22 protein-coding genes are annotated in these 23,697 nt (G+C 57.7%); 10 read left to right on the forward strand and 12 right to left on the reverse strand.

Annotation, left to right across the window (positions count from 1 at the left end; translation table 11 throughout):
* The first annotated feature begins 14 nt into the window (after positions 1 to 14).
* The 3 genes from FWJ25_RS09410 to FWJ25_RS09420 are packed head-to-tail and all read left to right on the forward strand — an operon-like array spanning position 15 to position 2,969.
* Positions 15 to 842, forward strand: a complete 828-nt coding sequence (locus FWJ25_RS09410; RefSeq protein WP_149600002.1) for a (Fe-S)-binding protein — start codon at positions 15 to 17, stop codon at positions 840 to 842.
* Positions 839 to 2,296, forward strand: coding sequence for a LutB/LldF family L-lactate oxidation iron-sulfur protein (locus tag FWJ25_RS09415; RefSeq protein ID WP_149600003.1), 1,458 nt, complete (start codon positions 839 to 841; stop codon positions 2,294 to 2,296). The genes FWJ25_RS09410 and FWJ25_RS09415 overlap by 4 nt, the downstream gene beginning before the upstream one ends.
* Before the next feature lies 1 nt (position 2,297).
* Positions 2,298 to 2,969 (forward strand): LutC/YkgG family protein, encoded by a 672-nt coding sequence (locus FWJ25_RS09420; protein ID WP_149600004.1) that lies wholly within the window; start codon positions 2,298 to 2,300, stop codon positions 2,967 to 2,969.
* Positions 2,970 to 2,973: 4 nt separating this feature from the next.
* On the opposite strand, the gene nfsA is transcribed toward FWJ25_RS09420, so the two are convergent.
* Positions 2,974 to 3,711 carry an oxygen-insensitive NADPH nitroreductase gene (gene nfsA / locus FWJ25_RS09425; protein WP_149600005.1) on the reverse strand — a complete coding sequence of 246 codons (738 nt, stop codon included), beginning with the start codon at positions 3,709 to 3,711 and terminating at the stop codon, positions 2,974 to 2,976.
* A 214-nt stretch (positions 3,712 to 3,925) separates the two neighbouring features.
* Here nfsA and FWJ25_RS09430 point away from each other — a divergent pair, with 214 nt between their 5' ends.
* Together FWJ25_RS09430 and eutC are read left to right on the forward strand one after the other, a co-directional pair.
* Positions 3,926 to 5,338 carry an ethanolamine ammonia-lyase subunit EutB gene (locus FWJ25_RS09430; protein ID WP_149600006.1) on the forward strand — a complete coding sequence of 471 codons (1,413 nt, stop codon included), beginning with the start codon at positions 3,926 to 3,928 and terminating at the stop codon, positions 5,336 to 5,338.
* Positions 5,331 to 6,161 (forward strand): ethanolamine ammonia-lyase subunit EutC, encoded by an 831-nt coding sequence (eutC, locus tag FWJ25_RS09435; protein WP_149600007.1) that lies wholly within the window; start codon positions 5,331 to 5,333, stop codon positions 6,159 to 6,161. Before FWJ25_RS09430 ends, eutC begins: the two co-directional genes overlap by 8 nt.
* A gap of 36 nt (positions 6,162 to 6,197) precedes the next feature.
* On the opposite strand, the gene FWJ25_RS09440 is transcribed toward eutC, so the two are convergent.
* The 6 genes from FWJ25_RS09440 to FWJ25_RS09465 all read right to left on the reverse strand — a co-directional run bounded on the left by FWJ25_RS09440 (position 6,198) and on the right by FWJ25_RS09465 (position 11,456).
* The gene (locus tag FWJ25_RS09440) at positions 6,198 to 6,728 is read right to left on the reverse strand and encodes a cytochrome b (RefSeq protein ID WP_149600008.1); all 531 of its coding nucleotides are present in this window, start codon (positions 6,726 to 6,728) and stop codon (positions 6,198 to 6,200) included.
* 84 nt (positions 6,729 to 6,812) lie between these two features.
* The gene (locus FWJ25_RS09445) at positions 6,813 to 7,559 is read right to left on the reverse strand and encodes a siderophore-interacting protein (protein ID WP_149600009.1); all 747 of its coding nucleotides are present in this window, start codon (positions 7,557 to 7,559) and stop codon (positions 6,813 to 6,815) included.
* A 12-nt stretch (positions 7,560 to 7,571) separates the two neighbouring features.
* Entirely contained in the window at positions 7,572 to 8,393 is an 822-nt protein-coding gene (locus FWJ25_RS09450) for an ABC transporter ATP-binding protein (protein ID WP_149600010.1), read from the reverse strand.
* A complete protein-coding gene (locus FWJ25_RS09455) occupies positions 8,390 to 9,502 on the reverse strand; it encodes a FecCD family ABC transporter permease (protein WP_246166735.1) in 1,113 nt (370 codons plus the stop codon). The genes FWJ25_RS09450 and FWJ25_RS09455 overlap by 4 nt, the downstream gene beginning before the upstream one ends.
* The gene (locus FWJ25_RS09460; protein ID WP_223163234.1) at positions 9,499 to 10,485 is read right to left on the reverse strand and encodes a FecCD family ABC transporter permease; all 987 of its coding nucleotides are present in this window, start codon (positions 10,483 to 10,485) and stop codon (positions 9,499 to 9,501) included. Before FWJ25_RS09460 ends, FWJ25_RS09455 begins: the two co-directional genes overlap by 4 nt.
* Positions 10,486 to 10,505: 20 nt before the next feature.
* Positions 10,506 to 11,456, reverse strand: a complete 951-nt coding sequence (locus tag FWJ25_RS09465; protein WP_223163235.1) for an ABC transporter substrate-binding protein — start codon at positions 11,454 to 11,456, stop codon at positions 10,506 to 10,508.
* Between the two features lie 138 nt (positions 11,457 to 11,594).
* Between FWJ25_RS09465 and FWJ25_RS09470 the strand changes: the two genes are divergently transcribed.
* The 3 genes from FWJ25_RS09470 (at position 11,595) to FWJ25_RS09480 (ending at position 16,085) form a co-directional block, all read left to right on the forward strand.
* Complete coding sequence (locus tag FWJ25_RS09470; protein ID WP_149600012.1) at positions 11,595 to 12,551, forward strand: LysR family transcriptional regulator; 957 nt, start codon at positions 11,595 to 11,597, stop codon at positions 12,549 to 12,551.
* 195 nt (positions 12,552 to 12,746) lie between these two features.
* Positions 12,747 to 14,768, forward strand: coding sequence for a TonB-dependent receptor domain-containing protein (locus FWJ25_RS09475; protein WP_149600013.1), 2,022 nt, complete (start codon positions 12,747 to 12,749; stop codon positions 14,766 to 14,768).
* 129 nt (positions 14,769 to 14,897) lie between these two features.
* A complete protein-coding gene (locus FWJ25_RS09480) occupies positions 14,898 to 16,085 on the forward strand; it encodes an MFS transporter (RefSeq protein WP_149600014.1) in 1,188 nt (395 codons plus the stop codon).
* Position 16,086: 1 nt separating this feature from the next.
* On the opposite strand, the gene FWJ25_RS09485 is transcribed toward FWJ25_RS09480, so the two are convergent.
* Positions 16,087 to 16,404, reverse strand: coding sequence for a hypothetical protein (locus tag FWJ25_RS09485; protein WP_149600015.1), 318 nt, complete (start codon positions 16,402 to 16,404; stop codon positions 16,087 to 16,089).
* Positions 16,405 to 16,588: 184 nt separating this feature from the next.
* On the opposite strand from FWJ25_RS09485, the gene FWJ25_RS09490 reads away from it, so the two are divergent.
* The gene (locus tag FWJ25_RS09490; protein ID WP_149600016.1) at positions 16,589 to 17,485 is read left to right on the forward strand and encodes a LysR family transcriptional regulator; all 897 of its coding nucleotides are present in this window, start codon (positions 16,589 to 16,591) and stop codon (positions 17,483 to 17,485) included.
* A 6-nt stretch (positions 17,486 to 17,491) separates the two neighbouring features.
* Here FWJ25_RS09490 and FWJ25_RS09495 read toward each other — a convergent pair whose 3' ends face one another.
* The 3 genes from FWJ25_RS09495 to FWJ25_RS09505 all read right to left on the reverse strand — a co-directional run bounded on the left by FWJ25_RS09495 (position 17,492) and on the right by FWJ25_RS09505 (position 20,355).
* Entirely contained in the window at positions 17,492 to 18,289 is a 798-nt protein-coding gene (locus FWJ25_RS09495; protein WP_149600017.1) for a transporter, read from the reverse strand.
* A 100-nt stretch (positions 18,290 to 18,389) separates the two neighbouring features.
* Positions 18,390 to 19,421 carry a sulfatase-like hydrolase/transferase gene (locus FWJ25_RS09500; protein WP_223163236.1) on the reverse strand — a complete coding sequence of 344 codons (1,032 nt, stop codon included), beginning with the start codon at positions 19,419 to 19,421 and terminating at the stop codon, positions 18,390 to 18,392.
* On the reverse strand, positions 19,378 to 20,355 hold the full coding sequence (locus FWJ25_RS09505) for a sulfatase-like hydrolase/transferase (RefSeq protein WP_188093597.1): 978 nt from the start codon (positions 20,353 to 20,355) through the stop codon (positions 19,378 to 19,380). The genes FWJ25_RS09500 and FWJ25_RS09505 overlap by 44 nt, the downstream gene beginning before the upstream one ends.
* Before the next feature lie 480 nt (positions 20,356 to 20,835).
* Here FWJ25_RS09505 and FWJ25_RS09510 point away from each other — a divergent pair, with 480 nt between their 5' ends.
* A complete protein-coding gene (locus FWJ25_RS09510) occupies positions 20,836 to 21,903 on the forward strand; it encodes a BMP family ABC transporter substrate-binding protein (protein ID WP_149600020.1) in 1,068 nt (355 codons plus the stop codon).
* A gap of 60 nt (positions 21,904 to 21,963) precedes the next feature.
* Here the strand turns inward: FWJ25_RS09510 and FWJ25_RS09515 are convergent, their stop codons facing one another.
* Positions 21,964 to 23,325: an amidohydrolase family protein gene (locus FWJ25_RS09515; protein WP_149600021.1), complete on the reverse strand. Its 1,362-nt coding sequence runs from the start codon at positions 23,323 to 23,325 to the stop codon at positions 21,964 to 21,966.
* Positions 23,326 to 23,697: the final 372 nt, after the last annotated feature.

The raw sequence follows: 23,697 nt of genomic DNA on the forward strand, positions 1-23,697 counted from the left end.
GTAAGGAGCTGATCATGAGCGAACTGTTCTACGATGCCGCCCCCAACGCAACCCGGGTTGCCCCGCCTCGACCAACCGAGAGGGAGTACCCGGACAAACCGGAGGAAGTCATTCTTTTCGGAACCTGTGTTGTGGATCTGTTCTTTCCGGAAGCAGGCCTGGACGCCATCCGCCTGCTGGAACGCGAAGGCATCCGGGTACATTTCCCGGAAGCCCAGAGCTGTTGCGGCCAGCCTGCGTGGACCACCGGTTATGCCAGGGAGGCCCGGGAGGTTGCCCGGGCCCAGCTGGATATCCTGGATGCCGGGATTCCCGTTGTGGTGCCCTCGGGCTCCTGCGCTGGTATGTTCCGGCAGCACTACCGCGAGCTTTTCGCGGAGGAACCTGACACCCTGAAACGGGTTGAGTCCCTTGAGGCGCGGACCTTCGAGCTGACCGAATTTCTGCTCAAGGTTTGCAAGGTACAGTGGCAGGATGCCGGGCAGCCAACCCGAATTGCGCTGCACACCTCCTGTTCTGCACGCCGTGAAATGAATACCCATCTGCATGCCCGGGAGTTGCTAGGCACTCTGGGGAATGTGGAGCGCATCAACCATGACCACGAAAGTGAATGTTGTGGATTCGGCGGCACCTTCTCGGTACGCATGCCGGAAGTCTCTGGTGCCATGGTGAAAGACAAGACCCGTTCGCTGATGGACACAGGCGCCGATGAAATGGTGACTGCTGACGGCGGTTGTCTGATGAACATCAATGGTTCGCTGGACAAGCAGAAACAATCGTTCCGTGGTAGACACCTGGCCAGTTTCCTGTGGGAGCGTGTCAGTGGGGAGGGGGCGGTATGAATCAGCGTATTCCTGTAACCGAACTGACCAGCACTTTCCGGGAGCGGGCCACCGGCGCGCTGGCGGACCAACAGCTCAGGACCAACTTCCGCACGGCGATGGATTCGCTGATGCAGAAACGGGCTGATGCTTTCCCTGACGAAGACGAGCGTGAAGGCCTGCGGGAGCTGGGTAACCGGATCAAGGCCCGGGCGTTGTCACAGCTGCCGGATTTGCTTGAGCAGCTGGAAGCTAACCTGACGGCGAATGGTGTAAAGGTTCACTGGGCCGAAACCACCGAAGAAGCTAACCAGATTGTTCACAGTATCATTGAGGCTCGCCAGGGCACCCAGGTGGTGAAAGGCAAGTCCATGGTCAGTGAAGAGATGGAAATGAATGAGTATCTGGCTGACCGGGGCATCGAGTGCCTGGAGTCGGATATGGGGGAATACATTGTCCAGCTGGACCATGAAAAGCCCTCGCATATCATCATGCCGGCAATCCACAAGAACCGTCATCAGGTGGCCCGTCTGTTTCATGACAAGCTGGGTGTGGATGAAACCGACGATGTTGACGAACTGATTCAGATTGGCCGTCGTACCTTGCGCCGGAAATTCCTGGAGGCCGATGTCGGTGTCTCCGGTGTGAACTTTGCCATCGCTGAAACCGGCACTTTACTGCTGGTGGAAAACGAAGGTAACGGCAGGATGAGCACCACGGCTCCTCCGGTACATATCGCGGTGACCGGTATCGAAAAAGTCGTGCAGAACCTGCGTGATGTGGTGCCGCTGTTGTCATTGCTGACCCGTTCCGCCTTGGGGCAGCCGATTACCACTTATGTGAACATGATCTCCAGCCCTCGCAAGCCGGATGAGCTGGATGGTCCGGAAGAAGTCCACCTGGTGCTGCTGGACAATGGCCGTAGTGGTGCGTTTGCGGATGCCCAGCTGCGCCAGACCCTGAACTGCATCCGTTGCGGTGCCTGTATCAACCATTGCCCGGTGTATGTCCGGGTGGGCGGGCATACCTACGGGGAAGTCTATCCCGGGCCTATCGGCAAGATCATCACGCCGCACATGGTCGGTTTGCAGAAAGTGCCGGATCATCCCAGCGCCTCCTCTCTGTGCGGTGCCTGTGGGGAAGTCTGTCCGGTGAAAATTCCGATTCCGGAAATGCTGCAGCGTCTGCGCCAGGAGAATGTCAAAAGCCCCGCGGAAGGCCCGAAGGTAAAGGACGGTGGTGCCAAGTATTCGGCGAAGGAAAGGCTGATATGGCGGGTGTGGAAAACCCTGAATACCAGCCCGGCCCTTTACAGGCTGTTCCTTTGGGGTGCTACGCGTTTCCGCAAGCTGACGCCGAGCAATGTCGGACCATGGACCGAGAACCATACCGCGCCGGTGCCGGCCAGGCGATCGCTGCATGATCTGGCCCGGAATCATCTTTCCGGTAACGGTTCCGCAAAGGGAGGGCAGTGATATGAGCGCCCGCAACAATATCCTGCAAAAACTGCGCTCGGGTCTGGTGGGTACCACTCCGCGCCCCGATGACTTTGATGAGCGACTGGTCACTGAGCCGTGGCAGTACAATCCTGATGACCGCATCAGGCAGCTGCGAACCCAGATGGAAGCGGTTCACACCGAACTTTATCAGGTGACCAGCCAGAACTGGCCTGAGAAAGTGGCGGAGGTACTGGCAGCCCGCAATCTGGGTAACCTGTTGCACGCTCCGGGCACGGAACACGGCAGTCAGTTGGCGGAATACTGGCAGAGCAGTGGCCAGTCGGTAGAGCTGCTGACCTATGACCGCCCCATTGAAGAGTGGAAGGACGAACTGTTCTGGAATGTGGATGCCAGTGTGACGGGTACGCTTGGTGCCATTGCCGCCACCGGATCGCTGGTGGTCTGGCCGGATCGCATGGAACCAAGACTGATGAGTCTGTTGCCGCCGCTGCACATTGCCTTGCTCAAAGCCAGTGAGATCGAGGACAACCTTTACACCTTCATGAAGCGCAACAACTGGTCTGCCGGGATGCCGACCAATCTGCTGCTGGTGTCCGGGCCGTCCAAAACTGCGGATATCGAACAGGTGCTGGCGTTCGGGGCCCACGGCCCGAAAGAGTTGGTTGTCCTCATCCTTGAGGACGCGTAAGCACTTACTTCATCTCAAAGCCGCGCTTGGTGAGGAATTCACGCATGTGCGGCCGCAACTTGGTGGTAAACAGGGGCGCCAGCTGTTCTGACCAGTTGGTGTCCTTGTTACCGCCGGTTCTTTCGTTGTAGTAACGGTGCATGGTCGCATCAAAAGCGGCTACCTGCTCTTCGTCCCGGCTGTCGTCGTAATAGTCTTCCTTAAGAATAGTCTCCAGTGACAGGCGCGGCTTTACCTCCGGGTCCTGATCCGGGTAGCCCAGACTCATGCCGAATACCGGGTAGACGTGATCCGGCAGACGGAGCACTTCCGCGACTTCTGCAGGGTTGTTTCGAATGCCGCCAACGTAGCACAGTCCAAGGCCTTCCGATTCCGCCGCGATGGCGACGTTCTGGGCCATCAGCGCCGCATCAATGCTTGCCACCAGCAGCTGCTCTGTCATGCCCCGGATAACCTCGGCACCAGCCCGCTCGGCAGCTTCTGTGGAGCGCTTCATGTCAGCGCAGAAAACGAGGAAATCCGACGCCCTCGCTACGTGTGCCTGGCCGCCGGCCAGTTCCGCCAGTTTCTCGCGATTCTCCGGGTTTACCACGTGGATAATGGAGTAGGCCTGAACGTGGTTGGAGGTGGCTGCGCACTGGCCCGCCCGAATCAGCTCTTCAAACAATTCCCGGGGAATCTTCTGGTCCTTGAACTTGCGGATGGAGCGGTGAGATTTCTGGAGTTCTATGATCGGATTCATGGCCTCTCTCTGGATTTGTTCTGGCTAATGGGTCTGGTTGCGCTATGTGTCCTGTTCGTGTGCTCCGAACTATAAGATAGCTTGCGAATCAGGTCACCATAAGCCGAGCATGGGCTGTGGCGCAATCATCCATGCGCATTAGTGCGATAGACAATAGTACGGATCCGCGCGCCGTTTCCCGAGAGAGGGCTAAACTGGGGTCAGGGAGGCCAGAATGAACCACAAATATTCATACATGCTCGGGCAGCGGACCTGGCAGTTCCGGGATCTGGCAGATCTGATGGCCAAGGCTACACCTGCCCGATCCGGAGACCGGCTTGCAGGCGTTATTGCCGAATCGGCCGAAGAGCGTGTTGTTGCCCAGATGAGGCTTGCGGAATTGCCACTCAGGACGTTTCTGTCCGAGGCGCTGATCCCTTATGAGAAGGACGAAGTGACACGGCTGATCCTGGATGATCATGACGCCGTGGCCTTTCAGGCTATCGCCCATCTTACCGTCGGGGATTTCAGAAACTGGCTGCTAAGCGACCATGCGACACCCGAAGCGTTGGAGCGATTGCGTCCCGGCCTGACTCCGGAAATGGTGGCAGCGGTGAGCAAGTTGATGCGCAATCAGGATCTGATTCTGGTGTCCCGGAAATGCCACGTGCATACCGCTTTTCGTAACACCATCGGGCTGCCTGGCCACCTTTCCACACGACTGCAGCCGAATCACCCCACGGATGATGTCGCGGGTATTGCAGCGAGTATCCTCGATGGCCTGCTGTATGGCAGCGGGGATGCCGTTATCGGTATCAACCCGGCAACGGACAACGTGTCTCAGGCTGTGAAACTCATGCAATTAATGGATGAGGTGATCCGCAAATACGATATTCCAACCCAGTCCTGTGTCCTTACTCACGTCACCAACACACTGGAGGCGATTGAGCAGGGCGCACCGGTGGACCTGGTGTTCCAGTCGATTGGTGGCACCGAAGCGACCAACAGCAGTTTTGGTTTCAACCTTGCGAATCTTCAGGAAGCACGGGATGCCGCCCTCTCCCTGAACCGGGGCACTGTCGGGCAGAACGTCATGTATTTCGAAACGGGTCAGGGCAGCTCGCTATCGGCAGATGCTCACCATGGGCTGGATCAGCAGACATGTGAGGCCCGGGCTTATGCCGTCGCCCGAAAGTTTGAGCCGTTGTTGGTTAATACCGTGGTCGGGTTCATTGGCCCCGAATACCTGTTTGATGGCAAGGAAATCATCCGGGCGGGTCTGGAAGACCACTTCTGCGCCAAGCTTCTTGGCGTGCCTATGGGTTGCGACATCTGCTACACCAACCACGCCGAAGCCGACCAGAATGACATGGATAACCTGCTTACCCTGCTGGGCGTGGCGGGCTGCACCTTCATCATGGGCATTCCCGGTTCTGACGACATCATGCTCAATTACCAGACCACATCCTTCCATGACGCGCTCTATGCCCGCCGGGTACTGGGTTTGAAACCGGCACCGGAGTTTGAGGCCTGGCTTGAACGGATGAACATTTTTGAGGACGTTCAAACCCATTCCCCTAACGAAGCATTACCCCATGCGTTCCGGGGCAGTCTGAAAGGTATTGCCCAGGAGGTCCGTGATGAGTGACCAGAACCGCCCCATTGTTACCGGTAATGTCTGGAGTGCGCTGCGTCGCTATACCGATGCCCGGATCGGCCTGGGCCGCGCCGGAATCAGCCTGCCGACGTCCGAACTCCTGAAGTTCCAGCTTGCCCATGCCCAGGCTCGGGATGCCGTTCACCTGCCCCTGGACGTGAACCGTCTGACCGCTGAACTGAGCCAGCTGAGTGTGGGGGATAAACCGTTGGTGCCTGAGGTTATCCACAGCCAGGCTGAGGACCGGTTTACCTATCTCCAGCGGCCGGATCTCGGGCGGCGCCTGGCAGAAAGTTCCCGGAGCAGACTGCAGGCCCTGTCACAGGCTGATGATTCGAAGTCTGATCTGGCCATTATCATCGTCGATGGCCTCTCATCGTCTGCCGTTCAGAGCAATGTGGTGCCCTTCCTTGAACAGTTTCTGGCGGATCTGGAAGCAGAACCCCGGCCCTGGCAGTTGGCTCCGGTGACCGTGGTCCAGCAAGGCCGGGTGGCTATCGGTGATGAGATTGGAGGCTTGTTGAAGGCGGGCATGGCGCTGGTGCTGGTTGGTGAGCGGCCGGGGCTGAGTTCGCCGGACAGTCTGGGCATTTATCTGACCTTCGGGCCGGAAAGCGGGCTCACCGATGCGCGCAGGAACTGCATTTCAAATGTTCGCCCTGCCGGGCTGGCGTTTGCCCATGCCAGCCAGCGCCTGCTTTACCTGATCCGTGAGGCGGATCGTCTGAAATTATCCGGCGTTGGGCTCAAAGACAGGACCGAAGAAGTGGTGATCGATAACAGCAGCAAACACCAGAATTTTCTGACTGACTGACTGAAACCAATGGGGCCGTTGACGGCCCCAGATCGGTCAGTTACCCAGCATCCTCGGCAGTACATCCTCATGGGAAGGGCTGCGGCGGTGTACTTTTACCATCACGATGTGGCCAACAATCATCGCCAGCAACAACCAGCCAAGCCAGCCATGGAGAAGATTTCCTGGCTCGATCATCCAGCCGATTTTTTCCTCGAAGCCTGCAAACAGTGGAATCCCGAAAGGGTCAAAGGCGCGCCCTGAACCATACTGCCGGAGCAATGCGAGGGCCGGCACCACGATGAGCAGAGCATACAGCCCGAGGTGACCGAGGGTAGCCAGTTTATTGAGGGAAGCCGGGCGCCGGGCGCTGTTGGCCAGAGCCCAGATTAGCCTTATTGCCGCCAGAATCAGCAGCAGGAAACCCAACGGCTTGTGGACCGACCAGAAGAACTGCTCGATGGCCGTGTCCTCGGCCACGACCCTGAATATCGCAGACAGGAACTGCCACAGAAGAAGTAGGGCCATGCCCCAGTGCAGCAGCCGGGAGATGCTGCCATAGCGTTGGGAGTTATCTTTCAGGCTCATTCTATTGGTCACTCCTTTGGGGCGTGTTAGCTGGGCCGTATTCTATACGGCAGGCCATAATAGAAAGCCTTCTTTACACCAGATTTACAATCCCTCTTTCTCAAGATCCCGCTTTTTGGCAGCTTTATGGCCATCTTCAGACTGTCCGATTTTCCAGTAGCTGGAGATGTACAGATGATCCCGGGGGACGTCCTGCTCCTGCTTCAAATACTTACGCAGTGCTCTCATGCTGTTGAATTCGCAGGCGGCCCAGACTGCTACCTGACCCTCGAGCCAGGCCAGTTCGCGAACCCTCGCAAGCAGGGTTTCGCCGCTGTCATCCGGTGTCGGGTTGACCAGCCAGTGCAGCTCCACTCCGGCCGGGTGATCAATCGGCCGGATGTCGTCTTCACTGATCACCTCGATCACGGCATAGCCGCGGGCATCGTCCGCCAGGCTTGCCAGGTTAACGGTGATGGCGGGCAGGGCTGTCATGTCTCCGGCGATCAGGAACCAGTCGCCTTCCGGGTTGATCAGCTTTTTGGGGCCCGGCCCGCCGATCAGTATGCGATCGCCCGGTTTGGCCTTTGAGGCCCAGGCGGATGCTGGCCCGGCATCTTCATGGATAACGAAGTCCACGTCGATTTCACCCGGGCGCTGGGCTCTGATGGTGTAGGTACGCATCAATGGCTTGTCTTCGCCTTCACGAGGGAAAATCAGTTTGATGTAGGCGCTCTCCTGATCGTCGGGGATGGTGCCAATATTCTCGCCCCCGAGGGTGACGCTGAGCATGTGGGATGAAAGGTAGGTGGAACGGACCACCTCCATTTCCCGAATCTGTGGTTTGGCCATCGTTCTGTTCTCCTAGCCGGTGGGGTTCTGCCGAAAATTGACCAGCACGGGATTGCCGGATCCGGGGTCGGGGATCACGTCGCAGTATACGCCGTAAAGGTCACGGATCAGTTCCGGTGTGATGATGTGTTGAGGGATACCTTCGCCGATAATCCGACCATTATTCATCGCAACAATGTGGTCGGCATATCGACAGGCACCGACGATATCATGTACCACCATGGCGATGGTCTTGCCCTCCCTTGAGAGAGTCCGGATCAGTTCAAACACTTCGATCTGGTGTCCAAGATCGAGAGCCGAAGTGGGCTCGTCCAGTAACAACAACGGCGTTTGCTGGGCGACGCTCATGGCGATCCAGGCCCGTTGTCGTTGGCCACCGGAAAGGGTATCGAGGGGCCTGTCAGCCAGATCGAGTACGTCGGCGGCGGTTAGCGCATTATCCAGCGCCCGCTGGTCTTCACCTGACCACTGGCTGAGCCAGCTTTGATGAGGGTGGCGGCCGAAGCGTACAAGGTCCGATACGGTCAACCCTTCCGGCGCGCTGTTTTCCTGGGGTAAGAGAGCCAGTTTCTGCGCTACATCCCGTGCCGGCAAGCGGTGGATATCTTTGCCGCTGAGGATGACTGAGCCATGCCTGGGTTTGTGAATACGGGCAAGGCCATTGAGCAGTGTGGATTTTCCGCACCCATTCGGGCCAACGATGGCGGTGACTTTTCCCGCGGGTAATTCGAGATCCAGGTCGGGAATGACCTGGTAACTGCCGTGGGCCATGGCCAGTTTGCGGGCTGCCAGAGGCGACTGGCCGGAACTGACGAAGGGAGGAAGTTGGGTCATCGGCTGATATCCGGTGATTTTCGCAGAAGTATCCATAACAGATAAGGGCTTCCAGCCAGCGCTGTCACGATGCCAACCGGGATTTCCAAAGGTTCCAGAAGCGTTCTTCCTGCCAGATCTGACAGGGTCATCAAGAGTGCGCCGGCCAGTGCTGATGCGGTCAGCGGTATCCGGCCGGGGCGGCTAACGGTGCGGGCAAGTTCGGGGCCAAGCAGTGCAATCAGGCCGACGGGCCCTGCCACCGACACAGCAAACCCTGTCATCAGAACGGACAGTGCGAGCGCGGCAAAGCGTACCCTGCCGGGCCGGGTCCCAAGACTGACCGCAACGGACTCAGGCAATTGAAGTGTCGACAGTCCCCGGCGAACCGCCAGGGACAGGAGATAGCCAATCCCCAGCCCCACGGTGAGTACGATCACGGATGTCGGGTTGCGGGCATTGAGGCTTCCTACGGTCCACGGGTAGGCAGCATTGGCATCGTCCAGGGCAACACCGCTGAGCATGACTTGCGTAACGGCTCCGGAAACGGCCCCGATGGCCAGTCCCGCAATGATGAAACGATACCCCCGGGTACCGGTGGCTCCGGCCAGGCCAAAGGCTACCGCTGTTGCCGTTGCTGCTCCGGCCAGAGCCATCGCCGAGGGTGCCAGACTGATGGTGGTGCTGACGATGGAAGCCACGGCGAACGCTGTCGCCGCGTTATCAATGCCGATGATGCCGGGTGTGGCCAGCCGGTTGCGGGCCAGCGTTTGCATCAGGCAGCCGGCCAGGGCAAGAGCCGCTCCGGACAGGGCGCCTGCTGCAAATCTGGGTAAGCGTAACTCCTGGATAACAAAGCTGTGGATCGTTGAGCCATTGCCTTGCAGGGTGAGCAGGATGTCCGGAACCGATATGGATAGCGATCCGGAGGCCAGCGAGGCAATGGCCGAGAATGCCAGCAGGATGGCCAGAATACTGTTGACGGCAATGGCACGTCGGTCCAGTAGCAGGCTGTGCTGAGCGCCGTTGAATCGCCAAAGCCAGAATCCCCTGGGAGGTGAGGACGGCGAAAGAGTCGGCGCAAGACGAGACGACGCCCGCTCAGTTTTGGTGTCGGTGGCAGCGGTCACAGTGTTGGTATCCTGCGGGAACGGATAATGATCATCAGTACCGGCGCCCCAATGATGGCGGTGATCACTCCGAGGGGCATTTCGGACGGTGCAACCAGTAAACGGGATACGGTATCGGCTGAAACAATCAGTGCGGGTCCAAGAGGCAGGCAGAGCCACAGAGTTTTACGGATGTCTGCGCCGCCGAAACCCCGGGCGACAAAGGGCACAACCAGTCCGACAAAGGCCAGTGGTCCGGCGAGGGCGGTTGCACCCCCAACCAGCAGAGCGACGGCAAGGATAACGGCCAGTCGAATAAGCCCGGGATGATGACCAAGCCCCATGGCCACTTTCTCACCAAGCGCCAGGGATGCCAGCGGGCGCACCACGGCCACAATGATCAATCCGGCGAGAATCATGCTTGGCAAGGTAGCCAGAAGCTGATCCCAGCTCCGGCCAGCGACGCTGCCGGTTACCCAGAAACGGATTTCATCGGCTGCCCGCTGGTCGATCAGCATCACCAGTGAGCTCAGGGATAACAGTAATCCGGTCAGCGTTGCACCAGCCAGCACCAGCCTGACCGGATCCTGGCCGACACCCTGCATGCGGGTCGCTGCAATCACCAGTGCGCAACCGGCAAGCGCTCCGAGCTGAGATATGAGCGTAGTCAGGCTGGCGGTGGTTGCGCCCAGCAGGATGGCTAGTGTGACGGCAAAAGCACTGCCGGCACTGACGCCCAGAAGGCCGGGTTCAGCCAGAGGGTTCCTGGTCAGTGTCTGTAGCAGTGCCCCGGCGACTCCCAGCGCCAGACCGGTAACCAGGCCCACCACCAGGCGTGGCAGGCGAAGTTCCATAATGACGAACCGGGCTTCCGGGTCGTCGTTGCCCATGAGAAGTCCCAGTGCGCTGTCGGGTCCGATCGAACCGGCGCCGAAAAGCAGGGACATCAAACAGGCGATCGCCAGCAGAAGCCAGGCGATCATGTGGTAGTGGGGCAGCTTCATTGCGGCTATGCCAGAACCCCTTAAGGCAGTTGGTTCACGGCGGTTGCTATATCATCGAGCAGAGCAAGTGCGGCAATCGGGCCGCTGGCGCTGGTCCATAACTGGCCATTAACGGTCACAATCCGGTTGTTCTGATTTGCCTGCATACGCTCAAAAGCTGGAGATTTGCGGGCGGTTTCCAAGGCTTCGCGGCCGTCGGCATTGAGGGTTGCCAGGAAGACCCACTGGTGGTCGATCAGACCCAGATTTTCCTGGCTCAGAGGACGACTGTGGGGGCGCCCCTCCTGAACAATGCCTGCGTCATCAACATCGAAACCTGTAGCCTGGAGCAGTGAGGATGAGAACAACCCCTCTGCCATAACCAGTGCACCTTGCGGCATCCAGCGGATCAGAGCGGTTTTTCGATCATCTCCTGCAATCTTCGCGGCGACCAGTTTCTCCACTTCGGCGGTCCGCTCCTGCACACGCATAAGGACTTTCTCAGCGTTTTCCGACTGGTTCAGCGCTTCAGCAAACAAACGGGTTTCCTTGATCCAGGTATCAGGCTGGTACGCCTTGAAATCCGGTACCACAGTCGGGGCGATCTGAGAGAGCAGTTTGTACTGCTCTTCACTCAGGCGGGAGGACGCAAGAATAACGTCCGGGTTCAGCGCGATGACCGCCTCAAGGTTGGTTTCTCCCGGTGTACCGACGATTTTTACATCGCCGGCCTTGGCCTGGATGTAGTCGGCTACCGAGTCTCCGCCCCGGGTGATGATGGCGCCTACCGGTGTTACGCCAGAGGCCAGCGCCGCATCCAGAGCGCCTTCATACAGGGTTACTACCCGCTCCGGAGATCCTTCGATGGCAACGGGGCCGTAGGCTGTATCAACGGTGTGGGTATCGGCCTGTACGGTAAAGCTGACAGCAGCTGCGATGGCAAAGCCACCGAGTATTTGCCTGAGCAGGCCGGTAGAACGGTTTTGTTGCATGAAGAACTCCATAGAACGAGGACAGGGTCGTGGATAGAGGATGCTGGCTCCGATCTTAAAAATGATAATAGTTCGCATTATGGTTTGGAAGGTGTTAATTTGGCACGCGAAGTTGCAAAAAACGGGACGGAGCCGCGCATGTATGACCTGAAAGAACTGGAAGCGTTTGTTTCAGTTGTAAAAACCGGAAGCCTGACTGTCAGTACCCGAGAACTGAATCTTCCAAAATCGACCCTGAGCCGCCGTATTCGGAATCTGGAAGATGTGGTGGGCCAACCCCTGCTGCGCCGGGAATCCAGAAGGATATCCCCGAACGAGGCCGGGCGGGTGTTCTATCGCTACAGCAGCGATATTCTGGCCCTTGCCAGTCAGGGCCGCGAAGCGCTGGATGAGCTCAAGGAAGAAGTCAGTGGCACCCTGGTGCTGCGGTGTCACGAATCTCTGGTAAGGGGCTGGTTTTCGCAGTTGGTGGAATCCTTCATGAGCAGTCACGAGGGCTTGCGGGTGTCTGTACAGACACAGCAGCGGTTGCCGGAGTCCGTCGATGACGGTGTCTGTATCTGGCTGGGTGATCCCGGTGATACGGCACTTCGGCTGGAACCGCTGGGTCAGTTGACACAGGGGGTTTATGGCAGCCCCGGTTATTTTACCCGCTTTGGTTACCCGAAAACCCCGGGGGATCTCAAACGCCACGCCTGGGTGGACGTGCTGGGAGCTGGTGATGCTGGTCTGGCATTACAGCATCCATGTCATGGAGCCTACCCACTGAGTCCGCCGGAGCGGGGGTTTACGGTTGATCAGCTCTGTGTCCAGGGCGATGCTATTACCAAAGGCCGGGGTCTTGGGCTGATGCCGCATTGGTTGGTGGAGCGCCGGTTAACAGCTCATCCAGGCACGCTTGAGGCCTGTCTGCCAGAGTGGCACGGGCCGGTGTTGCCGGTGTCGATGCTGTACTCCCATGGCATATTGCCAAGGCGTGTCCGGGCCTTTATCAGCCACGTCAGACAATCTATTCCGGCTGGTTGGTGGGGTGGGGGGGCGACCTTGGATTCTGACCATGTTCCGGAATACGGAACGCATCATGCCACCCTCTGAAGACTTACCTTGTGTTAATGTTCGTCGCCAATGAGTTTCATTCGCATCTGGTGAAGCCCGGGGGGACGTACCTTTTCTGTCGGGAAAAACAACTCGCTGTGCTCAGACATATTTCCCGACAGAAAAGGTACGTCCCCCCGGGCTCCAGGCAGGGATGTGATGGCGTCGAACATCTGAATAAACAAGGAGTCTTCTATGCGTCGTGTATCAATGTTGGCATCGGCAGTAGCCCTCGCCGGTACCGGAGCCCAGGTCAGTGCCCAGTCTGATCCCGTTGAATTGGGGGAAATTGTTGTAACAGCCTCGGGCTTTGAGCAGGCCATCTCTGATGCACCCGCCAGTATCTCGGTGATCTCCGGTGAGGAGTTGCAGAAGCGCTCCTACGAAGACATTACCGATGCGGTGAAGAATATTCCTGGCGTATATGTGAACGGCGGCGGTAACGCCAAGGACATTACCATTCGCGGGATGACCGAGAGCTACACCCTGTACCTGGTGGACGGTCGCCCGGTTTCCGCCGGCCGTAACATCAATACCAATGGGATCGATGGGGGTAAGCAGATTGCCCTGCCGCCGGTATCAATGATCGAGCGTATTGAGGTCATCCGGGGGCCGATGTCGTCTCTCTATGGTTCGGAAGCCATGGGTGGTGTGATCAACATCATTACCAAAAAGACCGGCGATGAATGGTCCGGTTCCATCTCGACGGAGTACACCAAATCCCTGTCTGACCTGAACGAAGATGAACAGCAGGTCAACCTGTTTGCTGGCGGGGCCATCATTCCCGGCCTGCTGGGAGCACAGGTTAATGGGTCTTGGGAGGGCTCAGAGGAGTCCCATTATATCGGTGGCGATGACAATGCCGAAAGCACCCCGGACAAGTCCCAGAAACAGGGCGGCGCAAAGCTTATTCTGACTCCGGATGCCGCTAACGAATTTGCATTGAGCTACGATTCGTCGCAACAGGATTCCCGGCATACGCCGGGTCTGAGTATTGCCGCGACGGATGACCCCAGCAGCTATACCTATCACAAGGACGTCTATGCCCTGACTCACCAGGGAACCTACGGCAGCCTGATGCTCAATTCCTACCTCCAGCATGATGTATCCGAGCGCATCGACCTTGATGAAAAACGGGAAGAAGTGTCGGTATTCAACACCCAGGGCACCTGGTTCCTGGGTAATCACATGCTGACCTTTGGTGGGCAGTACAAGTATGAAGATCTGGTGGATGAAACCAACGGCCTGATTGGCACTCTGGACTCAGCCACCGCACAGGTGGACCGGTGGATTGCCGCGGTATTTGCCGAAGTGGAATGGTCGGTAACCAATGACCTGAACGTGACCACGGGCGTGCGTTACAACGACGATGAGCTGTTTGGCGGCCATCTGAGCCCGAGGGTGTATGCGAACTACCATCTGACGCCTTCGCTGACTTTCAAAGGGGGCGTGTCCACTGGCTACAAGCAGCCAACCCTGCCGGAAGCAACGGAAGGCTTTGGTCGTGGCACCGGTGGCGGTGGTTCGCCGGCGGGCTACCCCCGTGCTCTGATTATCGGAAACGACGATCTCGATCCGGAGACCAGCACCAGCTATGAAGTTGGTTTTGTCTACGATGATCGTGCAACCGGTATCAATGCCAGCGTGATGCTCTTCCATACGGACTTCAAGGACAAGATTGCTGAGGACCGCTTATGTGATCTCGGTGGTGACCGCAATGATCAGTCCACCTGGCAGTGTGAGTATCAGGGCCGAAACTACCTGTTCCTGAGCACCCGGAAGAACATTGATGAGGCCATGATGCAGGGTGTGGAACTGAGTTTTGACTATGGCATTACCGATGCCCTGAGTTTCAGCTCCAGTTACACCTTCACCGATTCTGAGCAACAGTCAGGAGACTTCGAGGGCGAACCTCTGAACCAGGTGCCGCGTCACATGCTTAACGCAGGATTCGACTGGCAGACCAGTTCACGCCTGGAACTGTGGCTGGACGGCAATGTCCGTGGTGAAACCAGCGATTACCTGGGCCGCAGCGCCATGAGTGAGGGCACTCCGGGGTACGGCTTTGTGGATGCCGGTCTGGTTTATCGTCTGAACGACAGTGCCCGGGTCAAAGCGGGGCTCTACAATATTGGCGACAAACAGGTAACCACGGAAAGTTATGGGGTGGTGCTGGATGGCCGTCGTCTGAACCTCGGCCTGGCCGTCGATTTCTAGCGACAAGGTCTTATTGGCGGACATCGGTGGGTCTGTCAGTCTAGGAGTATTCAAGGCGCGGACGTCCCGTAAGGGACGACTCCGCGCTTTTTCCTTTTTTTCACATCCTGTTTTCCGGAGTCCAAGCCTTTGAGCCGTGATGTACGCTCGTCGGAGGATGATGCCAGGCAAAGCTTCATTGCGGTCTGTGTTTCCCTGACGTTCTGTTTTGTTGTCTATTCCATGCTGCTGGTGACGGTTCCGGTTTATGGTCTGGAATTGGGGGCCTCTCCGCTGATGCTGGGGGTGGTACTGAGTTCCCAGTACCTGTTGCCATTACTGCTGGCCATACCGCTTGGCGGCGTTGTGGCCAGAATGGGGGGGCGGGTGAACCTGATTGCCGGTGGTCTGGTCATGGTGGCCGGACTGATGGTCGTGCAGCTTGTTCCGGGCTACCCCGGGCTGATCATCGGCCAGCTGTTGGTGGGCCTGGCACATCTGCAGATGGTGTTGTCAGCTCAGACGGTCATCTCATCCCTGGGATCCGGCTCAAAACTGGAAAACTATTTTGGTTGGTATTCCACCTGGCTGTCCGGCGGTCAGGTGATTGGCCCGTTGCTGGCGGGGGCCTGGATTGAGTCTTTCGGGGGCGTTGGGAATCTGTTTCTGGTGATGGCGCTTATCGCCCAGCTGGGGTGTGTCACGGCGTTCTGGCTTACCGGTGAGGCAACCAGGGGTATTGCGGTCAGCCGGGCCCAGTCGGGATTCAGGGCTCAGGCTGCACTTATGCGGCGCAACACCGGGGTTCAGATGTCGGTGGCGGTCACGGTAGCGGGTATGTTTGCGTTGGGTGTGTACGGCAGTTATCTCCCCGTTTACTTGCACAGTCTTGAGGTCAGTGCGGCTTTGATCGGGGTTCTGGTCAGTCTTCGTGCGGGTGTTTCCATGCTGATCCGTCCGTTCATTCCCCGGATTATCCAGGCCGCTGGCGGTCGGGAGAAAGCCACGGTGCTGGCGCTTGCGGCGCTGGCACTCGGGCTGGGCGGGCTCGGTTTTGCCGGCGGAGCCACGGTCGTGATTCTGCTGTCGATACTGGTGGGCATTGGTGGTGGCCTCAGCCAGCCGCTCTCGATGGTGGTGCTGGCAGAGAGTGTTGCCCGTGAACAGCGCTCTGGTGCGCTGGGGATGCGCCTGATGGCGAATCGCGCCATCCATTTTCTGGCGCCACTGTGGTTCGGTGCGCTGCTGGAACTCGCCGGGTTTGGCGTTTCATTTGCCCTGTCGGGGCTGGTGGTGGCAGGGATTGCCTACCTGTTGATTTGCTTGTGTCGCCAGTGAATCAGAAACGAATGCCTTCGGCCTGGTTGCGCCGCCGGTAGTGGGTGAGTATCACGTTCACCGCTGTCAGTGCGAGAAATAGCGCAATGCCCTTGCCAACCAGGGCATGGATGTCCGGATTGGGTGCCGTGCTGGCGGTGACCAGAATAAGGCCAAGGACGTTGCGGGCCAGTCGGATGGTCAGCATGGCACCCAGATACCCTGCGTCCAGTGCGCTTTCAGCATTGCGCAGGCAACGGTTGAACGCGGGCATCAGGTGCACAGTGTGCAGCATGAGGGCGGCAAAAATCAGAACCTGGAGAACAATCAGAAACGTCATAACGGCAAAATATGAGCGCTACGGCTGGTTAAAATTTGTTCGCGATTATCCCCGAATAGCCAGAAATTGCAACCGTCACGCGGCCCCGGACACCGTCAAAGATGCCGGGATAGGTAAAATAAAGCATGAGAAATAGTGCTATTATTTTATTTTTCCATTAATCCTATTCATGATTTGGTGTTCTATGATTGAGCGAAGCCACCTTCGGATTGTCCGGGAGATAGAACGCCAGGGTTCCCTGACAGCCGCCGCTGAAAACCTCCACCTCACCCAGTCTGCGTTGAGTCACACCATCAGGAAGCTGGAACAGCAGGTGGGCACCGCTTTGTGGCGGCGAGAGGGAAGGCGTCTGCAACTGACTCAGGCCGGGGAGTACCTGCTGAAAGAGTCGCTCCGGCTATTGCCCCAGATGGAACGTATGGATGACGTCCTGGCGGGGTTCGCGGCTGGCGATAAAGGCACACTGAGTATCGGGATGGAGTGCCATCCTTGTTACCAGTGGTTGTTGAAAGTGGTTGAGCCCTTCCTTGCCCGATGGCCGGGGGTGGACGTGGATGTAAAGCAGGAGTTCCAGTTTGGCGGCATTGCGGCATTGTTCAGCCATGACATCGATATTCTGGTGACACCGGACCCGATCCGCAGGGACGGTATCCAGTTTGATCCGGTTTTCCCCTACGAGCAGGTGCTGGTAGTGAGCAGTGACAACCCGCTGGCAGAACTCGAGCATGCCTCACCCGGTGATCTGTCAGATCAAGTGCTGTACACCTACCCGGTGGCGGTAGAGCGGCTGGATATCTTTCAGCAGTTTCTGCTACCTGCCCAGCACAGCCCGAAGAAGCATAAAACCGTCGAAGCAACTGAAATCATGCTGCAGATGGTCGCAGCAGACCGTGGCGTGGCGACCCTGCCGCAGTGGTTGGTGGAGGAATATTCCCAAAGGCTTCCGGTCCGTTCGGTCCGGCTTGGAGAGCAGGGAATTCACAAGCATATTCACCTGGGAACCCGCACCGATGAGGCGCAAAGTCCGTTTGGTGAATCGTTCCTGGCCCTGGCACTTGAGAGCGCCGGGGCCCTGGATTAATGGCGATTACTTGGGGAATAGCAGCACAAAGTTGACGCGGGCACCCAGCCCCTCCGGACCACTTTCCGGTGATTCGGCGTAGTATCTCGGGCCGCCCTGAATCTGAATGGTCTGGCCGCCGGCGGTAAACACTTTGCCGACGAAGAAACCCACCGGAATAGTCCAGTTGTTGCCCTTCCAGTCGTAGGTGGAGTCTGCCGTCAGGGTGAAGCTCAGAGCCTCCGGTGTGGTGTATGTCATGAAGGGCTGAACAAAGCTCTGGCTGACATCCTGTCGGTTACTTTCACCGGCAAAGGACCAGATGTGATTAGCCAGGCCGCCGACGGTCCAGGGCCCGATCTGCTTCAGGGCAACACCGGTCGGCCCGGCGCCCCACTTATCGGCCGTGAGCAGGTCGTCCGTCCCCGTAGGCAACAGGAAAACCGGTCCCGCACCCCAGATCCAGCCACTGGCTGTTGGTTCTACTGGCGACAGGAACAGGCTTTGCACGGTATCACCCAGGCCTGACTGGCTACCTGCGCCTGGGGCAATGTCCTGCTGGTCAATGATCGGCAGAATGGTCCGGCTGATCAGGTTCCAGTCTTCGTTCAGGGAGATCGGGATCACCGGCTGTACATTGACGGTGACACGCTCGCCGTCATCTGCCGGGCCGATGTTGTAATCGAAGTTGGTCTGGAAAGGCACCGAGATCAGGCTGGCAACAGGGTTTGCCAACTGCTTTGCCAGGTCGGAGGAACTCTGGGCCAAGGCAACTGCTGGCAGAACTGCCACAAGGTATAACAAGGCTTTGGCGCGATGAATCATTCAATTTACCTCTGATAAAGCCCTCGGAATGCCTCAGGGGCACTCCGGGGGGAAGCCGGCTATGGCGGCTTGCTGGGTATGGTCGGGCGTTACAGAACGGTTACTGCTTGCCTGACGTCAGCTGTTTCATCAGTTCGCTGAAGTCCAGAGTGGCAGCTTTCTGAACCGGCGGGTATTCCTGCAGGGATTTGATGTGCTCACCGAGAATCTCCTGCACTGGTTCATTGAGCCACTGCTTGCGCTGAATAATGTCAGAGCGATCGGTGGTGCCGCTGAAGGATTCGAACGGGTCCATCCTCAGGTTATACATAATGGGGAACTTCTGTTTTTCATACGGTGCGTAGTAGTTTTCGCTGGTCTCGAAGTGCAGTTTCCACTGGTCGACGCGTATGGCCCGGATGGTTGACTCGTGGTAGTAAATGAAATTATTCCGGGCACTCTCGTCGGTTTTGCCTGCCCAGTAGTCCAGGTTATTCACTCCATCGATATACTGGCCCTGATCTTCCCGAAGGGTGTCTGCAACGTCTGGCAGCCCGGCAACTGCGGCAAGCGTTGTGAATACGTCCATGTGAGACTGGATGCCGCTCAGAACCTGCCCCTTGGGAATAACCCCAGGCCAGCGCACCAGCATTGGCACCCGGACACCGCCTTCATAGGTGGTCATCTTTTCGCCACGAAACGGCGTGGTACCGCCATGCAGACGGGCACTGTGCTCAGGGCCATTGTCTGTGGTGTAGACGATGATCGTGTTGTTGAGCACACCCATAGATTTCATGGTGTCGAGCAGTTCACCCATCTGCATGTCATGTTCCATCATGCCGCTGCCGTAAAAGTCATGCTCGGTGGTATAGTGGGCCGCGAGATAGCGGTGCTCGTCCTTGAGTCGGGTAAACATGTGCATCCGGCTTGGATTCAGCCAGACGAAGAACGGCTTGTCGGAGTCTTTTGATCTCTCCATGAAATCAACCGCAGCGTCGATGAATTCCTCATCCACAGTTTCCATGCGCTTGCGGTCCAACTGGCCTGTGTCTTCAATACGTTGCTTGCCTACCTTGCCGAAGCGCGGATCGACAGTCTCGTCCACTTCGTCAGTGGCCCAGGTATGCAGCACGCCACGGATGGAAGCCGGCATCGGGCCAGGCGTCTTCATTGGCGCCGTTATCGGAGGTAAAGAACACCAGGGTGTTGTCAGCAATGCCTTTTTCTTCCAGCTTGTGTATCAGGCGTCCCACGATGTCATCCACTTCCACGACGGCATCCTTGTAGGGCGTTCTGGCCAGGCTTTTACCTTTGAACTCACTGGCCGAGAAGTTGTCGTTATGAACTCGAGAGAAAGAGTGTACGAGGTAGAACGGCTTATCCGACTTGGCGGCCCGGTCGATGAAATCCTCGGAGAAATCGGCGAACTGCTGGTCGATTTCAGCCACTTTGTCCAGTGAGTCGAGGTCAGTGATCACCTTCGCCAGTTCGCCTTTCTTGCCGGCGGTTACCGCTGACGTGCTTAGCTGCTTCAGGGCTGCCATGCGTTCCGGATTACGGATGAGTTCCGGGTATTTGTGATCATCAAGTCCCTGAGTGAATTCGCTGACCACGCTGAGGATGCCGAAGTATTCGTCGTAGCCAACCTGTTGGGGCTGGCTTCCGTCACCCACACCCAAATGCCACTTTCCGGAAAGTGCAGTCACATAGCCAGCATCGCTGAGCAGGCTTGCTGCGGTTTCCTCATTGTCCCACGGGTTCACGCGAGCGGCTTCGCCGGTCAGGGTTGGTCGGGTCAGGCCGGTACGGGCAGGCAGGCGACCGGTCATCATTGCGGCACGGGTTGGTGTGCAGGTCGGCTGCGAGTAGGTGGATGTCAGCTTCAGACCCTGCTCGGCGAGTCGGTCGATATTGGGGGTGGCAGCACCAACGGCCAGCCCCCCACCAAATGCGCCGGGATCGCCCCAGCCCATGTCATCCACCAGGAAGATCAGGATATTCGGTTTTTTTCCTGTGCGCTCTTCCAGTTCCGCCAGTTTTTTCTCGGCCGCCGCCAGTTGTTCGGGGTGTTGGCGGACAGGTTCCATATTCTCTGCAAACGGCTTCGCCTTGATGAATGGATCTCCACCGCTGGCGTTGACAGCTATGGGGGCGGAGGCCAGGCACAAGGCCGATAACAGGGGAGCTATCAAACGTCTGCTTTTTGCAAACGATTGCTGATGAGTCGGGTTGTGATGGTGCACGGTGTGTTCCTTGCGGTTGTTAATTATTGGGGTTAGAAATCACCGACTCTAATCCTGATGCGGTATCGCGCCTTAAACTTGCGATATGGCGCCAAGTTTTTGTCTTTCTGCGCATCTTGATAGCGCAGCCGTTTTGGAAGGGAAGGGCCTGGCAGCACCAAAATGGTGCCTAGTGACGTGCTATTACGGTTGGGAGATTGCCTTAAAAGTCTTTTAAATCATGCAGATAAAATTCCTGAACGATTGGCCAGCTTTTTGCTGGTCTAGCGTGTACCCGTTTACACGGAAGCAACCACACAATCAGAATGTTCAGGAGATCTATCCATGAGCCTTAAACGCAGCCTGGCGCTTGCTGCCGCAATGTCTCTCTCGTCCTCGGTTCTGGCTGAGGACCCGATGAAAGTCGGTTTTGTCTACGTTGGCCCCATCGGAGATCACGGTTGGAGCTATCAGCACGACCAGGGCCGCCTTGCCGTTGAAGAACATTTCGGCGACAAGGTAGAAACCACGTATGTGGAGAATGTCAGTGAGGGTGCCGATGCAGAGCGCACCATTCGCCGCCTTGCCCAGGCCGGCAATGACATGATCTTCACCACGTCATTCGGGTTCATGAACCCGACTGCCAGGGTTGCCAAGGAATTCCCGGATGTAACCTTCGAGCATGCTACGGGTTACAAGCGTGCAGAAAATCTGGGTACATACCTGTCTCTGACCTATGAAGGACGTTATGTCACCGGTACTGCCGCCGGTCTTGTGACCGAGAGCAACACCCTTGGTTACATTGCCTCGTTCCCGATTCCTGAGGTTATCCGGGACATCAACTCGGTGTACCTGAGTGCCAAGAAAGTGAATCCGGATATCGAACTCAAAGTGGTCTGGGTCAACACCTGGTTCGATCCGGCCAAAGAAGCAGACGCGGCTAATGCCCTGATGGATCAGGGTGTGGATGTCATCGTTCAGCACACGGACAGCCCGGCACCGCTGATTGCGGCTGATAAGCGCGGTAAGTGGGGCGTTGGTCAGGCGTCAGACATGCGTAAGTTCGGCGATGGTGCTCACCTGCTGTCCGTGGTCGATGACTGGGCTCCGTACTACATCGACCGTGTTCAGGCGGTGATGGACGGCACCTGGAAGTCCGAGGATCACTGGGGTGGTATGGACGAAGGGCTGATCAAGGTTGTGGGCATCAGTGACCGCCTGACCGACGAACAGCGTGCCAAGGTTGAGGGTGTAAGGGATGCCATTATTGCCGGCGAATTCCACCCATTCACCGGCCCGATCAAGGATCAGTCAGGTACCGTGCGTATTCCTGAAGGGGAAACGGCAACCAATGAACAGTTGGCAACCATGGACTGGTACGTTGAAGGTATGACCGCCACGCTGCCAAACTAAGACAGCGCAAGGCGATATGAAAAAGCCGGCAGGGCGTTAGCCCTGCCGGCTTTTTTGCATTCAGGCAATGGCCAGCAGAGTGGCGACGCTTTCCTGAACGTTGCGGGTCAGTTCCTCTTCATCAAGCCCGTTGATCTGGCCGCCCTGAACAATCTGACGCCCCTGCACAAAGCTGTCGCGAACATGAACCGGTTCGCCGCACATAAGTGGTGCCATCAGCGGAGCATGGACCCCGGCGAAGCGAGGCTGGTTGATGTCATACAGGACCACGTCTGCGGACTTGCCAACAGCGAGACTGCCGGTGTTGTCCAGACCGAGCAGGCTGGCACCACCGCGACTACCCCATTCCAGAACCTGCTCCAGGGTTGTGGCGTCGGGACCATGAACCGCCCGGTGAATCAGCCACGTCAGGTTGAGTTCCTGCAGCATGGAACCGGATTCGGCGGATGCGGAGCCGTCCACAGCGAGTGAAATGGGCACGCCAGAGGCTGCCATGTCGATCACCGGGGCAATACCACTGCCCAGCCGGCAGTTGGAGGTGGGGCAGTGGGCGATACCGGTGCCTGTGGCGGCGAGCCTCTGAATGGCATGGGCGTCGCTGTGCACCAGATGGGCATACCAGACGTCAGAGCCCAGCCAGTCGCAGGACTCCGCGTAGTCGATGGCGCTCATACCGTATTTCTTCTGAGCCTGGATTTCATCGGAGTCCACTTCCAGCAGGTGGGAGTGCATTTTGAGACCGTTTTCACGGGCCCACTGGGCCTGGGCTTTCAGACCTTCCGGTGAACTGGAATGAACCAGACTGGTCGGCGCAACCACCAGCTGCTTCATGGCATCGGGGCCGGTCTGGTGGTGTTTCTTGCGGGAGGTTTCCAGGCGGTCGATGATCTGATCGATGGTTTCCGGCTCGATGTTATGTTCGATCATGCCTTCGTGAGAGCCGATTTCCGTCGCACTGCCCCGGCACAGCACCATGCGGATGCCCAGCTCATCGGCGGCCTGCCAGACCGCTTCTTCCAGCTCCGGGCTGGTGGTGCTGTGGTAAAGGTAGTGGTGATCGGCGCAGGTGGTGGTGCCTGAGCGGATAAGTTCATACAGACCGAGGCGGGCGGCATGGTACATCAGTTCCGGCGTGACTTTGGGCCAGAACCGGTAAGGCACACTGCTGAGCCATTCACCCAGGTTCTGATTCAGACCTTCCGGCACGCCCTTCATGATGGACTGTGCAAGATGGTGATGGGTGTTAACCAGCCCCGGCCATACCACGCAGCCGGAGGCATCAACGATGGTTTCAGGGTCTTCCGGTGTCGGGTTCAGGTCACGGCCCAGCTCGGCGATGCGACCGTCCCGGATGCGCAGATCACGGGCGTAAGGGGATTCGCTGGAAGCGATGCCGGCGGCGTTCTTGATCAGGTAGTTCAATGTTTGCTCCTTATGATGGCTCAGAGCAATGTCCCGAGGGGTACCGGTTTTCAGGGTACGCCTCTGACCGCTTCTACTCTTTGTGATATTCAACGGGATAGCTAATGCAAAAATTTGTCCAGTTTTCTGACCGCTTGGTCAGAACGAGGGGTTACGATTCCAGCGGGTGAATTCCTGGCACTCTGGCGGTGCGCTCGGTCGCATTCTGCACTGAATTGGCGCCAGGCCGCTCTGGGTGGCCTGGGTCAAAACTCCCAAGTTGTTGAATTTCATGGCGGCCAGATTCAGGGCTGACTGGCATGGATGCTGCTTCCTGAACTTTCAGGTACAGCCTGTTTGAAGGCTTGCCTCAGAGTCTGAGTAGAAGCAGTC

Origin of the sequence: Marinobacter salinexigens, from assembly GCF_008370345.1 — a bacterium.
GTDB lineage: Bacteria > Pseudomonadota > Gammaproteobacteria > Pseudomonadales > Oleiphilaceae > Marinobacter > Marinobacter salinexigens.

Excerpts from the sequence above, each read along its gene's own strand:
- FWJ25_RS09410 (WP_149600002.1), top strand. The coding sequence starts at position 15 with ATGAGCGAACTGTTCTACGATGCCGCCCCCAACGCAACCCGGGTTGCC.
- FWJ25_RS09415 (WP_149600003.1), top strand. The coding sequence starts at position 839 with ATGAATCAGCGTATTCCTGTAACCGAACTGACCAGCACTTTCCGGGAG.
- FWJ25_RS09420 (WP_149600004.1), top strand. The coding sequence starts at position 2,298 with ATGAGCGCCCGCAACAATATCCTGCAAAAACTGCGCTCGGGTCTGGTG.
- nfsA (WP_149600005.1), bottom strand. The coding sequence starts at position 3,711 with ATGAATCCGATCATAGAACTCCAGAAATCTCACCGCTCCATCCGCAAG.
- FWJ25_RS09430 (WP_149600006.1), top strand. The coding sequence starts at position 3,926 with ATGAACCACAAATATTCATACATGCTCGGGCAGCGGACCTGGCAGTTC.
- eutC (WP_149600007.1), top strand. The coding sequence starts at position 5,331 with ATGAGTGACCAGAACCGCCCCATTGTTACCGGTAATGTCTGGAGTGCG.
- FWJ25_RS09440 (WP_149600008.1), bottom strand. The coding sequence starts at position 6,728 with ATGAGCCTGAAAGATAACTCCCAACGCTATGGCAGCATCTCCCGGCTG.
- FWJ25_RS09445 (WP_149600009.1), bottom strand. The coding sequence starts at position 7,559 with ATGGCCAAACCACAGATTCGGGAAATGGAGGTGGTCCGTTCCACCTAC.
- FWJ25_RS09450 (WP_149600010.1), bottom strand. The coding sequence starts at position 8,393 with ATGACCCAACTTCCTCCCTTCGTCAGTTCCGGCCAGTCGCCTCTGGCA.
- FWJ25_RS09460 (WP_223163234.1), bottom strand. The coding sequence starts at position 10,485 with ATGAAGCTGCCCCACTACCACATGATCGCCTGGCTTCTGCTGGCGATC.
- FWJ25_RS09465 (WP_223163235.1), bottom strand. The coding sequence starts at position 11,456 with ATGCAACAAAACCGTTCTACCGGCCTGCTCAGGCAAATACTCGGTGGC.
- FWJ25_RS09470 (WP_149600012.1), top strand. The coding sequence starts at position 11,595 with ATGTATGACCTGAAAGAACTGGAAGCGTTTGTTTCAGTTGTAAAAACC.
- FWJ25_RS09475 (WP_149600013.1), top strand. The coding sequence starts at position 12,747 with ATGCGTCGTGTATCAATGTTGGCATCGGCAGTAGCCCTCGCCGGTACC.
- FWJ25_RS09485 (WP_149600015.1), bottom strand. The coding sequence starts at position 16,404 with ATGACGTTTCTGATTGTTCTCCAGGTTCTGATTTTTGCCGCCCTCATG.
- FWJ25_RS09490 (WP_149600016.1), top strand. The coding sequence starts at position 16,589 with ATGATTGAGCGAAGCCACCTTCGGATTGTCCGGGAGATAGAACGCCAG.
- FWJ25_RS09495 (WP_149600017.1), bottom strand. The coding sequence starts at position 18,289 with ATGATTCATCGCGCCAAAGCCTTGTTATACCTTGTGGCAGTTCTGCCA.
- FWJ25_RS09500 (WP_223163236.1), bottom strand. The coding sequence starts at position 19,421 with ATGCCGGCTTCCATCCGTGGCGTGCTGCATACCTGGGCCACTGACGAA.
- FWJ25_RS09505 (WP_188093597.1), bottom strand. The coding sequence starts at position 20,355 with ATGGAACCTGTCCGCCAACACCCCGAACAACTGGCGGCGGCCGAGAAA.
- FWJ25_RS09510 (WP_149600020.1), top strand. The coding sequence starts at position 20,836 with ATGAGCCTTAAACGCAGCCTGGCGCTTGCTGCCGCAATGTCTCTCTCG.